This is a genomic window from Streptomyces sp. MMS24-W38, from assembly GCF_059889265.1.
Genome location: NZ_JCBCPP010000001.1, coordinates 61,246 through 74,693, shown reverse-complemented (window position 1 = coordinate 74,693; position 13,448 = coordinate 61,246). Strand labels below are relative to the sequence as shown.

The following is a 13,448-nucleotide window of genomic DNA, read 5'->3' as shown; positions in this document are numbered from 1 at the left end:
AACAGTGTGACAGCAGACCCGCTCCGCCGTCAATGTCGTTCTGGCCGGAGGTGCGAGCTCAAGAATCGCTCGAAAAGAAATCAATCGCTTTTCGAGCGATTCTCAGCTCTGCTTGGTTCCTTTGGCGCGCATGCCGGCGATCATGCAACTCAGGCCGAACTCGAAGTGGTCGTCCCAGGCCCGGGACTCCCCGGCCTCCAGATTGGCCCGCATGCGCGGGTAGGCGTCGCCGACGAGTTCGAGCACCGGAGACAGCCAGATCTCCTTGATGTCGTCCGGCTGGAGATCCGTCTCCCGCATTTTCAGGATCCATTTCACCTCGTCCGCCGCGAACCCGAGGACGAAGTTCACCAGGGTGCCCACCGCGCGGTAGGCGTCGGGCGGGGCGAACCCGCCCGCCTCGGCGAGCACGATGAGCTGCTCGTGCATCGCCAGCGAGTTCGGGCCGACGAGTGCGAAACTGCCGGCCAGCTGGCTGGTCCAGGGGTGCTCACGGATGATGCGGCGCAGGTCCTGGGAGATGTGCTCTATCTGCTCGCCCCAGTCGGCGTCCGGCTTCGGCGTCAGGTCCAGCTCGCCGAAGGCCTCGTCGAGGGCGAATTCGAGAACCGCGTCCTTGGTGGGGACGTGCCAGTACAAGGACATCGCCGCGACACCGAGCTCGGCGGCGAGGCGTCGCATGGAGAGGGCGCCGAGGCCTTCCCGGTCGAGCAGCCGGACGGCCGCCGCGACGATCTGATCACGGCTCAGTGGATTCTGACCGCTGGGCGGCCGCCGGGCCGGCCTGGACAGCCAGATGCTGCCCAGGCGCGGTTCGGGAAGGTTGCGGGACATGGGATCAAGATACGCCGGTGGTGTCCGGCGTCTTCTCGGCCCCTGGAGCGGGCGCCTGCGCCCCGGCCTCGTCGGTCTGCGTCGCGGACTCCTCGGGCGGGACCGAGTTCCTGCGCAGCAGTGCCCAGGCCACCAGACCGGCGGCGACGGCGGCCGCGGCACCGATGCGCATGCTCACCGAGAAGCCGGAGACGAACGCCTCGCGCACCTGCTCGACGAGCTGGGCCGGGTTCTCGGCGGTCGAGGCCACGCCCAGGGCGTGCCCGATGGAGTTCGTCGCCTCGTCGGGAATGGTGTCCGGCAGACGCGAGGCAAACAGCCCGGCGGCGAAGCTGCCCATAACGGCCACGCCACAGGCGCTGCCGAACTCCTGCATCGTGGAGTTGAGGCCACCCGCCATTCCGGCGCGCTCCACCGGGATCGCGCTCACCATGGCGGTCGACGCGGTCGGCATGGCGATGCCGGCTCCGGCACCCATCACGGCCAGTCCGGCCAGGGACAGCAGATAGCCGGAGTCCCCGTTCAGGAAGCTCAGGGTGACCAGGCCGAGGCCCATGACGGTCAGACCCGTGGCCATCGTGCCGGGAGTGCCGATCTTCTCCGCGATCTTCGGGCCGAACGGCGTCATCATCATGAGCGCGAGCGCCATGGGCACGACGCCGAGGCCGGCCTCCAGCGGGCTGTAGTCCAGGACGAACTGCAGGTACTGGGTGAACAGGAACAGCGAGCCGGAGAGCGCGAGGTAGGTCAGCGCCGTGCTGCTGACGGCTCCGCTGAACGCGGGGTTCCTGAAGAGGGCCACGTCGAGCATGGGCTCCTCGCAGCGGCGCTCCCAGTACGTGAAGGAGATCAGCGCCGCCGCGCCGACCGCGAAGGGGATCAGCGTCTGCGGGGAGTTCCAGCCGTGCTCGGGCACGGAGATGATCGCATACACGAGGCCGACGCTCATCAGGATGGACAGTGCCACACCGGGGACATCGGTCCGGCGGACCTGCGGGTCGCGCGACTCGGGGATCAGGATGATCATCGAGATCAGCGCGACGAGCCCGACCGGCACGTTGATCAGCAGGACGGAGCCCCACCAGAAGTGGTCGAGCATGAAGCCGCCGAGCACGGGCCCGAGGGCGACTGCGGCCGCGGCCACACCGGTCCACACGCCGATGGCCTTCGGCCGCTCCTTCTCGTCGAAGACCTGCATGAGGACGGCCAGGGTGCTGGGCATCAGCAGCGCGGCGCCCACGCCCATGCCGACGCGTCCCGCGATCAGCTGGGCCGGGCTGTCGGCCATCGAGGCCACGGCGGAGCACAGGGTGAACAGCGCCACGCCGATCAGGAGCGCCTTGCGCCGCCCGATCCGGTCGGCCAGGGAGCCAGTCGTCATGAGCAGGCCGCCGACCGCCAGCGTGTAGCCGTTCATCACCCACTGGATCGCCGAGGTCGAGGCGTTGAGTGATTCCGTCATCGACGGGATCGCCACGGTCAGCACCGTGTTGTCCAGCAGCACCAGCAGTACGGCGAGGCAGAGGGTGCTCAGGATCAGCCAGCGCTGCGGGTGGGGGGTGGGCCCCGCGGCCGGATCCTGCGTCTCCGCAGCCGTCCGCGGCTCAGAGGCCTCAGTCATGGAGGCTCCCTTCCAAAGGGCTTTGACTTACTACGTAAGGGGAGTACGGTACACTGTAAGTGGGAAGAGGTTGCACCGCAATGAAGCCCCATGAGTATGGGGTGTCTGCACGAGTTATGAAGGGGTGGTTCCGGTATCACTCGACTCGCTCTCGAGGGCGGCGCGGTGAAACGGACTTCCCTGGCCGACAGGTACCGGGTGCGGTGGCTGGAACGCGCATTTCGCGCGGATCGTCACTGCTTTATTCGAGGGGGTGTCAGGTGATTCTCAAGTGAGACTCAAGCGCTTTTCGAGCGGTGGTTCCGCTCGACTCCATTCCTCTCGACCCAGGAGCGACGTATGGCTGACGTGACCAAGCGCAATGCAGCAGACACCGACGTGAAGCTTCAGTTCAAGGAAGTGCTCGAGCGCAAGCAGCGCCGGCAGCGGTCCGGGGAGGCTCACGGCGACAGGGGCCTGCAGGCCAAGGGCGTGAGCGGCCCGATGCCGCAGAAGAAGATCTTCCGCCGCAAGACCGGCTGACCATCCCCCGTTGTAAGCCGGGCGGCGGAGCAGGAGCCCCGGCGGTCCCGTCCTCAGTGACGGACCGTCGGGGCGTCCGTATGTCCTGGGCGCGAAGCAAAAACAGACAATATTGACTGTTTCTGACGGGGCCTCGGTGCCGTGAAGGGCCCTGAGTAGCGCACTGATTCCGGCTGCCGTCTGGGCCCACCTTGGCATTTTCGGTGCGGAGGGCTCCCGTAATAAACCGTCATGATGGTTTACTGATTCCATGATGCATGTCCGCTCGCGGTCCCCTGTGTGCGGACTGTCGTGCCGGACGGCTGTCCCGCGATCAGGAGACTTCTCGATGGTGAAGCAGGAACGAGCGGCGCACACTCGGCAGACGTTGGTCCGAGCCGCCGGCGAGGAGTTCGCCCGCGGGGGCTACGAGCCGGTGTCGCTCAGCAGGATCAGCAAGCGGGCCGGGGTCAGCTACGGCGGCCTGCACCACCACTTCGCCGGCAAGCAGGACCTGGCCCGGGCGGTCGTGGCGGAGGCCGCCGCCATCCTGCGTGACGAGGTGTGCGCGGACACCGGCTCCGCGCCCGGTGACGGCGGGCGCGGAGCCCTGGCGCGGCTCGTCGGGTCCACCTACCGCCTGGTGGACCGGATCGACCGGGACGCGGTGGTCCAGGCGGGGTTCGTCCTCACTCTGGACATCTCCAGCCCCGACCTCGGAGAGGACCTGCGCGAGCGGTGGCGGCGCTGGGTCGAGCAGATCCTGGACGAGGCCGAGCGGGCGCAGGAGCTCGGCGCGGGCATCCGCGGTGCCGACGTCGCGACGGCCGTGGTGGCGGCGACCGTGGGATTCGAGGCGCTCAGCGTGCGGGACCGGGCCTGGTTGAAGCCGGATGTCGTCGTCCGCTTCTGGCGGCTGATCCTGCCGCGCGTCGCCTCGCCGGAGACGGCGGCCGCCCTGCACGCCGTCGGCTGCCCGCCCGTCGCGTACGAGCCGACGGTGTGATCCCCGGGACGGCGCCGCGCCCCCCGGGGCGGGCCCGGGACGGCGCCGCGCCCCCCGGGGCGGGCCGACCGTCCTCGATCGACGCCAAAAAAGTCATTGCGTTCTCTTTTTGGCCCCGCATCAGCAAGAGTGTTCCCTGATCGGGCCGGAAGGGTGGTCGATATGCCCGATTAAGTCGAATTCTCCAGTGCGCTCCGCGTATTGACAAACCGATCGTACTGTTTTTTACTTCGGCGAGAGGTTGCACAACAAACAGGGGAGAGAGTTGTGGACATCGGGGTCTTGGGGGCTCTGGAGGTGAAGGTGCGGGGTGTGTCGATCACACCCACGGCACCCAAACCGCGGCAGGTACTGGCGATGCTCGCCTCGCGTGTGGACCGGCTGGTGCCGGTGGAGGTGCTGACCGAGGAGCTGTGGGGAAGCTGCCCGCCCCGCAGCGCCCGCACGACGCTGCAGACCTACGTGCTGCAGCTGCGGGAGCTGATCGCCGCCGCTCTGGCCTCGCGGCCGGCAACGGACGAGCGGGAGCCCCAGGACACCGGAGCGAAGGACGTCCTGATGACGCTGCCCGGCGGCTACCGCCTGGTGGGCGGCGAAGGAGGCTGCGACGTCCGGGAGTTCGAGCTGCTGGCCGGGCGCGGCTACCGCGCCATGGACGCGGGCGACTTCACCGAGGCGTCCACGCTGCTGCGGCAGGCCCTCGGCCTCTGGTCGGGCGAGGCCTTCGCCGACGTCCGCACGGGCGCACAACTGCAGTCGGAGGCATGGCGGCTGGAGGAGTCACGCCTGTGCGCGCTGGAGCAGTGCTTCGAGGCGGAGCTGCGGCTCGGCCGGCACCGTGAACTGCTGTCGGAACTGACGGTGTTGGTGAACCGGTACGGCACGCACGAGAACCTGCACGCCCAGTTCATGCTCGCGCTGTACCGCTCCGGACGGCGTGGCGAGGCCCTGCACGCCTACCAGCGCCTGCGCGCCACCCTCGTACGCGATCTGGGGCTCGAACCCTCCGCGCACGTACGCAGGTTGCAGCGCTCCATCCTCATGGCGGCGCAGGACGCCCCCACCGTCTCCGTGCCCTCTCTGACCGGGTGAGCCGGACCCATCAGCCATCGCCGTACGGATTCGAGACGGCCTCGCCCCCCATGCTTCCGCCGCGGCCGACGTGACTTGGAGAGAAACCATCGTGTTCCAGAACCCGAACCCGGCCCGGTCGGCACCCGGCGGTGACGTGCCGAGCGTCCTCGACGCACTGCGCGAGATGCTCGGCGCGATCCTGCGCTGCGACCCGTGGGAGATCGACGAGAAGGCGACCTTCCACGTACTGGGCCTCGACTCCATCCTCGGCACCGAGTTCGTGGATGCCATCAACACCCGGTACGGCCTCAAAGAGGAACCCTTCACCCTCTACGACCACCCCACCCCCGCCGCCATGGCCACCCACGTCGTCGCCCGCACGACTGCGAAGACGCCGGCCGCGCCCGGGCCCGCCCGCGCGGCCGGTCCTCGTGCCGGTCTCGACACCCTGCTCGACGCGGTCCGCGACGACCGGCTGAGCGTCGACGAGGCCGTCGCTCTGCTCGCCGCGGACAGGGCCTGACCAGGTCGCGCCTGCCGCACATGCGTATGGACAACAGGGAAATCCTGACCCGGTTCAAGGACGGCACACTCGGCCGGCAACAGGCCGTGGAACTCCTCACCGCAGGAAGCGACCCGCCCTCACAGCCCGACCCCCTCCCCGCCCGGCCCGAACCCGCCCCCGAACGCCCCGCACCCACGGGCTACGCCGTCATCGGCATCGCCGGGCGCTACCCGCGGGCCGGTGACCTCGACGCCCTGCGGTGCCTCATAGGCACCGGGCAGGACGCGCCCACCACCCCGCCATCCGGCCGCCTGATCGACGAGCGGGGCCTGACCGGTCGCTACCTCGACCAGGTCGCCGAGTTCGACCCCGACTTCTTCCGGCTGACGGCCGGGGAAGCCACCCTCATCGACCCCCAGGAACGCCTCCTTCTCGAAGTCGCCTGGCAGGTGATGGAGGACGCGGGCTACGCCGGAGCCCGCCTCGACGCCCTGGTCTGCGCCGACGGTGAACCGCGCAGCGTCGGCGTGTACACGGCGGTGAGCTCCTGCGACTACGCCCTGCTGGCCGCGGAGCTGTGGGCCGACGGCCACCGGGCCATGCCCCGCAGCGGCCACTGGAGCATGTCGAACCGGATCTCCGCACTGCTGGACCTGCGGGGCCCCAACTGGTCGGTCGACTCCGCCGATTCGTCCTTCCTCGTCGCCCTGCACCAGGCGATCGGCGCCCTGGAGGCCGGCGAATGCGCCGCCGCCCTCGTAGGCGCGGTGGAACTGCGGTTGCACCCTTCCCGGCAGTCGCCCGGAGCCGGAGAGGGAGTGGGCGCCCTGCTCCTCAAGCCGTTGGACCGGGCCCGGGCGGACGGCGACACCCTCCATGCCGTCATCCGCTCCAGCGCCGTGGGCCGCACCGGCCGCGTCGAGAGCACCGGACACACCCACCGCACGGAACCGGCCGACCACGCCGGACCCGGCAGCGGGAACACACCTCGCCCCGGCGAAGACCGCCTGATGAGCCGTGCCCTGACCGCCGCAGCGATCGACGCGGACACGGTCACCGTGCTGGAGACACCCGACAGCGCGGCACGCACCGCCGGCCGAGCCGGCGCGGCCACCGGTGTCGCCGCCCTCACCCGGGCGGTGCTGCGGCTGAACGAAGAGGCCGGCCGGGACGGGTCGGTACCACACCGGGCCGTGGTGACCGCTGGAGACCCGGGCGGCACCCGGGCCTGCGTCGTCGTCGAGGCGTGTCCGCGTCAGCCGGCCGCGCGCCCGAAGACGGAGGACCCCACCGGCCGGCCGCCGCTGGAGCACGGCCACGAGGGGGGCGACCCCGAGCTGATCCTGCTCTCGGCACCGACCTCCGGCCACCTCGCGGCCACGGCCCGTCGCCTCGCCGACTGGCTCACCGACGGCCGCGCACCGGATCTGCCCGCTCTCGCCCATGCCCTGCGCATCGGCCGGGCCGCGCTGCCCTGCCGCCTTGCCGTCACCGCCCGCAGCCACACGGAACTGGCCGGACTGCTACGGGACTTCGTCGCCGGCACACCCGGTGCCGGCGCAAGCCGGCGTCTGCGGGTGGCGGACCTGCGGACAGCGCCAGCCGATCCGCTGCTCCTCGACGAGGCGCCCGAGACCCGCGGCTACCTGTCCGCGCTGTGGCGAGCCAGCCGACTGGAACAGCTCGCCGGGCTGTGGCTCGGCGGCGTCGACGTGACACGGACGGCGGAAGCCGCCGACGGCCGCGAACCCGGGCCGCGCACGATGCCGCCCCGCTCCGTCCTGCTGCCCCGGCCGCTGTGGCTGGGCCGCGACACGGAGGCGGACGTGGAGCCGCTGACGTGATCACGGACATCGGCCGGAGCGAGGACCCGACCCGCCCCATCCAGCTGTGGTTCTGCACCAATGACGACCTGCCGCCGGACCACGCGGCCCTGCTCGCCGCCCACTGGTTCGACGAGGAGGAGAAACAGACGGCACAGGCGTTCCTCTTCGAGCGCGACCGGCGCCAGTACCTGGTCGCCCACACCCTCGTGCGCCGCGTGCTGGCGCTGGAAACCGGGCTCGCCGAGAGCGAACTGCACTTCTGGCGTTCCTCGCACGGCCGGCCCTTCCTGCGCGTGCCTCCGGGTGGGCTGTTGTGCGGGGGACCGCAGCTGGACTTCAACCTGTCGCACGCCGGTGGCTGCAACCTGCTGGGCGTGACGCGCGCGAACACCATCGGAGTCGACGTGGAACGGCTCGACCGGGACCCGCGTTCCTTCCGCACGATCCTGCAGACCTTCGCGGTGAGGGAGCGGCACTGGGTGGCCGAAGCGGCGTCCGGGCCGGCGCGCGACCGCCGAACGATGCGGTTGTGGACCCTGAAGGAGGCCTACGCCAAGGCACGCGGGCTCGGCCTCGGACTGCCGTTCGATACGTTCGCCTTCACGCTGGCCGAGGACTGCGGCGTACTGGGGTTCGAACCGCCGGCCGACGACAGGTACGGGCAGTGGACGTTCGTCGAACTGGAGCCCGCCCCCGGCGTCCTGGCCGCGGTGGTGATCCAGACCGGCCCCTTCACGGCTCCCGTGATGCACCTGCACCGCGGATTCCCGTGGGCACGGACGGCACCGCACCGCATCACCCTGCCCGCGCCGCCGGCCGTCGCCGCGCCCCCGGCCTACCGGTGACCTGCCGTGCCCCGCAAGCCTTCTCGAGCGACTTCCGGGCGGCGCTCCAGCAATTCGCGAACCCTTTCACGCCGTTCGGCGAACAGCGAATTCAGCCGTCCAAAACCGCTGGAGAAGAACTGGAGGATCAAGCGTGCACGCTCTGTGTCCCGCTAGCGTGCAGGGAACCAAGCGTGTGTGCCCATTGAGTGCATCTCGCCGAGAGCTGGGGAGAAAATGAAGATTCAGGTACTGGGTCCGCTGAGGGCAGAAGTCAACGGCGGGTCGATCGTTCCCACGGCCGGCAAACCGCGCCAGCTCCTTTCCCTGCTGGCCCTCTATCGAGGACGTGTCGTGCCGGTGCAGACACTCATGGAGGAGATATGGGGAGTCGAGCCGCCGCTGAGCTCGCTCACCACACTCCAGACCTATATCCTTCAGCTGCGCCGCCGCCTCGGCACCGCCATGGGCCCGGACGTCCCCGGAAACGCCAAGGACATTCTGGCCACTCGGCATGGCGGCTACGTGTTGCAGATCGCCGCGGACTGCATCGACGTGCATCAGTACGAGCGGCTGGTGGCGGAGGGGCGCAACGCCTTCGAAGCCGGTGACGCCGCTCTCGCCTCCGACCGGTTCCGTGCGGCACTCGACCTCTGGGACGGTGCCGCCCTGGTGGACGTGCGTCTCGGGCCCGTGCTCGACATCGAGGTCGTACGACTCGAAGAGAGCCGCCTGGTCACCACCGAGCGCCGCATCGACGCCGATCTGCGCCTTGGCCGGCACGCCGAACTGCTCGGAGAACTCCGGCAGCTGACGATGCACCACCCACTGCACGAGGGACTGCACGCGCAGTTCATCCTGGCGCAGTACCGCTCCGGCCGGCAGGCCGCCGCTCTGGGAACCTACCGCGGGCTGTGCGGCCGGCTGCGCGAGGAGCTCGGCGTCGAGCCCGCACCGCAACTCCAGCGGCTGTACCAGGCGATGCTCACCACGGCCCCCCAGCTCGACATCCTGGCCGGCCCGCGGGGCGCCTCCACCTTCGACCTCTTCGCCGCCTGACCGCAGGCGCACCCCTCAGGATCTGCTGTCGAAGGCGATGCTCAAGGCACCCTCGTCCCACCCTCAAGTGATTCAGGACACAGTCGGCGCAACGGCCTCTGCCCGCCGATGCCCGAGGCCCGTGACGCCATGGGGCCACCCGCCCCGGGCGGTGACTTGGAGGAGGGCGGACAGATGCCTGCCGAGCGGATGCGCTGTGCACAGCACGACGTGGTGATCGCCGCCCCCGCGGGCGTGGTCTACGGGCTGGTGGCCGATGCCGCGCACTGGCCCCGGTACGTCCCGTCCGTCGTGCACGTCGAACAGCTCGAGTCCGACGGGTGGCAGGAACGGCACCGCCTGTGGGACACCGCCGAGGGCCAGGTGCGCTCGTGGACGACGCGCCTGTCCTTCTCGTCCGACCTGCGGCGGGTGGACTTCTGGCAGGAACAGCCGGCTCCACCGCTGACGAGCCTGCGCGGCACCTGGACCGTGGAAGCCCTCGGCGACAGGCGCACCCGGCTGACTCTGCGCCGCACCTTCACCGTCGCCCGGGACGACCCGGCGAGCGTCGCCTGGGCGGAGCGGACCCTCGAGGCCACCGCCCGCACGGACCTGGACGGTGTGCGGCATCACGCGCAGCACTGGAGCGACCTCGACGGGCTCATGCTCTCCTTCGAGGACTCCACCCGTGTCCACGGGCCCGCCGAGCTCGTCTACGACGTGCTGTACCGGGTACGGGACTGGCCCGGACTGCTGCCGTCGGTCTCCCGCGTCGACGTGCGGGAGGACCCGCCCGGCGTGCAGATGGTCCACGCCCGGACACACGCGACGGGCCGCCTGCCCGCCCGGACCACCGAGGCCGTACGCCTCTGCTTCCCCCACGCCGGACGCATCGTGTTCAAACTGACCTGTCCGCCGAGTCCGCTGGTGGCCCACATCGGGGAGTGGTCCGTCCTGCCGGACACGACGGGCGTGACCGTCACCGCCCAGCATCGTGCCGTTCTCGACCCGGACCGTATCGAAACCGTCCTCGGCACCGGCACGGACACCGCCCAGGCCCGGCGCCACGTACGGGAGAGCATCAGCCAGGAGAGTCAGGCGGTCCTCGAACTGGCCAGGCAACACGCGGAGGGCGCGGTCCGGAGGCTGTGACCCGCGTGCCGCGGCGGATTCGCCACGAGTACACGAGAGGGACCCATGAAGTCCGACCCGCACACCCGGGACACACCCCGGCCCGCACTCCTGGCCTGCGGCTGCGCCGACCGAGCCGACCGAGGTGGAACGCCCGCCGTCCGCGGCGACCTCGCGGTGCTGTTCCCGGACTGGGACGGCCGCTCACCCACCACGGCCAGGGCTCTGTACGGCACGTTTCCGGCCTTTCGGGTCGCCTTCGACGCACTGCGCGACGCACTGGACTGCTGTCTGCCCGTACCGTTGGTCGCCGCCGTGTTCGCACCCCCGCACGGAGTCGACGCCCAGCTGCTCGAAGACCCCCGGTACGGCAAGCCCGCGTTGTTCGGATACCAGGTGGGCCTGTTCCGCCTCTGGCACGCCTTCGGTATCGATGCCACCGCGGTCACCGGGCACGGCATCGGCGCGCTCGCGGCCGCCCACGTGGCGGGAGCCCTCGGTCTGCGGGACGCCGCCCACCTGACCCTCACCCAGGAGGGCGGCCCCTGCACCGCGCGGACGTCGCACCCCGCGGGCTTCGGCAGGCTCCTGCGATGTGAGCCAGTCCAGGAGACGCCGGCTGCCACCAAAGAGCCCGGGTCACTGCTGGCCACCTTCCGTCAACTGCAGGTGAGGGGCCCCGAGATCGACTGGAACCGGCTCATGGCGTCGGGTACCGCTGCAGGGCCGCTCGAGAAATCCGGCCTCAGCTCGCTGAGTGTCTAATCTGGCCGTAACAGCCGGGCGGTGGGACGAGCACGAGGAGGCGGTCATGGACCACCGGCACGCCGGCCCCCTTCTGCGCCGTCCCGGCCGGCCCCACGCCGTCCCGAGTGAGCCCCGAGCGGCCCACCTGCGAACGCACCGTCAGGACGAGAGATCACGAAACGACGAGGGAACGGGTGCACGGATGACCACCGACGGCCACCACCCCTCCGACGCACCTGTCCCCACCCCGGGACGCCGAGCCGCACCCGAACCGGGTGCCGTGACCGTGACCGTCACCTTCGCCGGTGCCCCCGATGCACGGCAGGCCGTCGTGAACGCGCACGGCCCTCTGCCGACCGCCCCCCTCGGCAACGGCACCGCGCCCGCAGCCCCCCGCCTCATCAGGCAGGCGACGGTCCCGCCCGCCTTCGCCGGCCCGCTTGCCGACCAGCTCACCCACCCCCCGACGCCGTCACACGTTCCGCAGGGCACGGCCAGGGCCGAACCCCTGGAGACCTTCGTCGCCACCCCTCTGCAACGCGATGTCCTGGCCGACGCCGTCGACCACCCGGACCACCACGTGGAACAGCTTGCCTGGCGCTGGCACGGTCCGCTGGACACCAGTCGTTTCGCCGCTGCCTGGCAGTCCGTCTTCGACCGGGAGACAGTGCTGCGCGCCGCCTTCGCCTGGGACCCGCACCCCAAGGTCACCGTGTACCGCCACGCCACCCCGGAGGTCGTACGGCACCCGCACGGGACGTTCCCCGACCGCGCCGTCCTGATGGAACACGAGCGCGTACGCGGCTTCGACCTGCGTCGCCCCGGGCTGCTGCGTGCCACCCTCCTCGACGGAGCACCCCCGGGCACGCCGGACGGCACCGCGCCCACCGACGTCCTGCTCACCTACCACCGCGCCCTGCTTGACCACTGGAGCGTCCACGTCCTGCTCCGTGAGTTCTACCGCGCCTACTGCGCCGACGGTGTCCTGCCCGGTGGCGAGCGCCGTCCCGACCTGCGCGACTACGTCCGCTGGCTGAAAGCCCAGGATCCTTCCGCCGCAAGGGACTTCTGGTCCCGGGAGGTGGCGCGTCCCGCTGTTCGCCTGCCGCAGGCCGCACCCGGAACCGCCACCGGACAGTCCGGCACCGGCCGCGCCCGGGTCCGGCTGGCGACCGACGAGGTGGCACGCCTGGCCGCGTGGGCGGCGAAGCAAGGCGCCACCGAGAGTGTCGCCGTGCACGCGGTGTGGGCGATGCTCCTCCATCGCGCGTCGGGCGCGGCCGCGGAGCCCGCCCGGGTGCGCTTCGGCGTCACCGTCTCCGGCCGAGGCGTCTTCCTCGGGGACATCGAGCGCACTCCCGGCCCCTTCGCCGGCCCGCTGCCGGTGTCCGTCGAGGTGGACCCGCGTTCCCCGGTGTCCCGGCTGCTGCGGGCCCTGCGCGACTGCGCCCTGGACGTGTCCGGGTACGAGTGGGTCGCCGCGGGCCAGATCCGCGACTGGCTCGCGAAGGGCCCGACCACGGCCGACGCCCTCGTACCCTCGGGCACGCCGAAGGACGCAGAGGCCGTACTCGCCGACTCCCTGCTGGTCTTCGAGCACCGCACGCAAGGGCTCGGCGAACTCGGCTCCGGCCTGGCCGCGCGCGGCGTCCGCGTCGACGCCCCGGACGTCGTCCCCGCCCGCACCCCGGTCCCGATCGGCATCGTCGTCCACCACGACCACCAGGGCAGCCTGGTCCTGACGTCCGTGCACGACCGTGCCCGCCTCGACGACGCCCAGGCCTTCGCCCTGCTGTCGCACAGCGCCCGGCTACTGCGCGACCTGCCCCAGGCCGCAGCGGAGTCGGTGACCGTCGCCGACCTCCTCGACGGCCTGCCCGGCACGGACCTGCCCCGTCTGCACGAACGTCCCAGCCCCCCGTCCGAGCAGGGCGGTCCGCTGGTCACGCTGCGGGCGGCCACCGCGCCCCGCACGGGAACCGCCTGCCTGGTCACCACGCCGGGCACACCGGCCTCCTGGCTCACCGGACTCATCCAGGGCACCACCGGAGCGCATGCCGTCGTAGCGCTGTACCCGACGGCCCACGGGGCTCGGACCTGCGTCACGGCGCTCCGCCGCTACCTGCGCACCGTCGACGGTCCCCTGGTTCTCGCAGGCCTCTCCGGCGTCGGCGCCATGGCCTGTGACATCGCCCTGGGCCTCGCAGAGGACGGCGGCGCGCCCCCGCCCGTGGTCCTGGCCGGCGGCGACTCCGTCAGCGCCCTGGCCCACGCGATCGAGACAACCTTGAGGCGGGTTGAGGCCAAACTCGAGTGGCCCTCAAGAGGTCAGTGATGC

At 71.0% G+C, this 13,448-nt stretch carries 12 protein-coding genes; 10 read left to right on the top strand and 2 right to left on the bottom strand.

Annotated features, from left to right (window positions below):
- Positions 1 to 102 precede the first annotated feature (102 nt).
- Positions 103 to 834, bottom strand: coding sequence for a TetR/AcrR family transcriptional regulator (locus AC6F7H_RS00225; protein WP_500754456.1), 732 nt, complete (start codon positions 832 to 834; stop codon positions 103 to 105).
- A 4-nt stretch (positions 835 to 838) separates the two neighbouring features.
- Entirely contained in the window at positions 839 to 2,455 is a 1,617-nt protein-coding gene (locus AC6F7H_RS00220) for an MFS transporter (RefSeq protein ID WP_500754455.1), read from the bottom strand.
- 339 nt (positions 2,456 to 2,794) lie between these two features.
- Here AC6F7H_RS00220 and AC6F7H_RS00215 point away from each other — a divergent pair, with 339 nt between their 5' ends.
- The 10 genes from AC6F7H_RS00215 (at position 2,795) to AC6F7H_RS00170 (ending at position 13,445) form a co-directional block, all read left to right on the top strand.
- Positions 2,795 to 2,977: a DUF5302 domain-containing protein gene (locus AC6F7H_RS00215; RefSeq protein WP_500754453.1), complete on the top strand. Its 183-nt coding sequence runs from the start codon at positions 2,795 to 2,797 to the stop codon at positions 2,975 to 2,977.
- 328 nt (positions 2,978 to 3,305) lie between these two features.
- Positions 3,306 to 3,962, top strand: a complete 657-nt coding sequence (locus tag AC6F7H_RS00210; RefSeq protein WP_500754452.1) for a TetR family transcriptional regulator — start codon at positions 3,306 to 3,308, stop codon at positions 3,960 to 3,962.
- Positions 3,963 to 4,229: 267 nt separating this feature from the next.
- The gene (locus AC6F7H_RS00205) at positions 4,230 to 5,054 is read left to right on the top strand and encodes an AfsR/SARP family transcriptional regulator (RefSeq protein WP_500754451.1); all 825 of its coding nucleotides are present in this window, start codon (positions 4,230 to 4,232) and stop codon (positions 5,052 to 5,054) included.
- A gap of 91 nt (positions 5,055 to 5,145) precedes the next feature.
- On the top strand, positions 5,146 to 5,559 hold the full coding sequence (locus tag AC6F7H_RS00200) for an acyl carrier protein (protein WP_500754450.1): 414 nt from the start codon (positions 5,146 to 5,148) through the stop codon (positions 5,557 to 5,559).
- A gap of 20 nt (positions 5,560 to 5,579) precedes the next feature.
- Positions 5,580 to 7,385, top strand: a complete 1,806-nt coding sequence (locus AC6F7H_RS00195; RefSeq protein ID WP_500754449.1) for a beta-ketoacyl [acyl carrier protein] synthase domain-containing protein — start codon at positions 5,580 to 5,582, stop codon at positions 7,383 to 7,385.
- Positions 7,382 to 8,212: a 4'-phosphopantetheinyl transferase family protein gene (locus tag AC6F7H_RS00190; protein WP_500754448.1), complete on the top strand. Its 831-nt coding sequence runs from the start codon at positions 7,382 to 7,384 to the stop codon at positions 8,210 to 8,212. The genes AC6F7H_RS00195 and AC6F7H_RS00190 overlap by 4 nt, the downstream gene beginning before the upstream one ends.
- Positions 8,213 to 8,428: 216 nt before the next feature.
- Positions 8,429 to 9,250 carry an AfsR/SARP family transcriptional regulator gene (locus AC6F7H_RS00185; protein ID WP_500754446.1) on the top strand — a complete coding sequence of 274 codons (822 nt, stop codon included), beginning with the start codon at positions 8,429 to 8,431 and terminating at the stop codon, positions 9,248 to 9,250.
- A gap of 174 nt (positions 9,251 to 9,424) precedes the next feature.
- Positions 9,425 to 10,384 (top strand): aromatase/cyclase, encoded by a 960-nt coding sequence (locus AC6F7H_RS00180; RefSeq protein WP_500754444.1) that lies wholly within the window; start codon positions 9,425 to 9,427, stop codon positions 10,382 to 10,384.
- Between the two features lie 45 nt (positions 10,385 to 10,429).
- A complete protein-coding gene (locus AC6F7H_RS00175) occupies positions 10,430 to 11,128 on the top strand; it encodes an acyltransferase domain-containing protein (RefSeq protein WP_500754443.1) in 699 nt (232 codons plus the stop codon).
- 184 nt (positions 11,129 to 11,312) lie between these two features.
- Complete coding sequence (locus tag AC6F7H_RS00170) at positions 11,313 to 13,445, top strand: condensation domain-containing protein (protein WP_500754442.1); 2,133 nt, start codon at positions 11,313 to 11,315, stop codon at positions 13,443 to 13,445.
- The last annotated feature ends 3 nt before the right edge of the window (positions 13,446 to 13,448 follow it).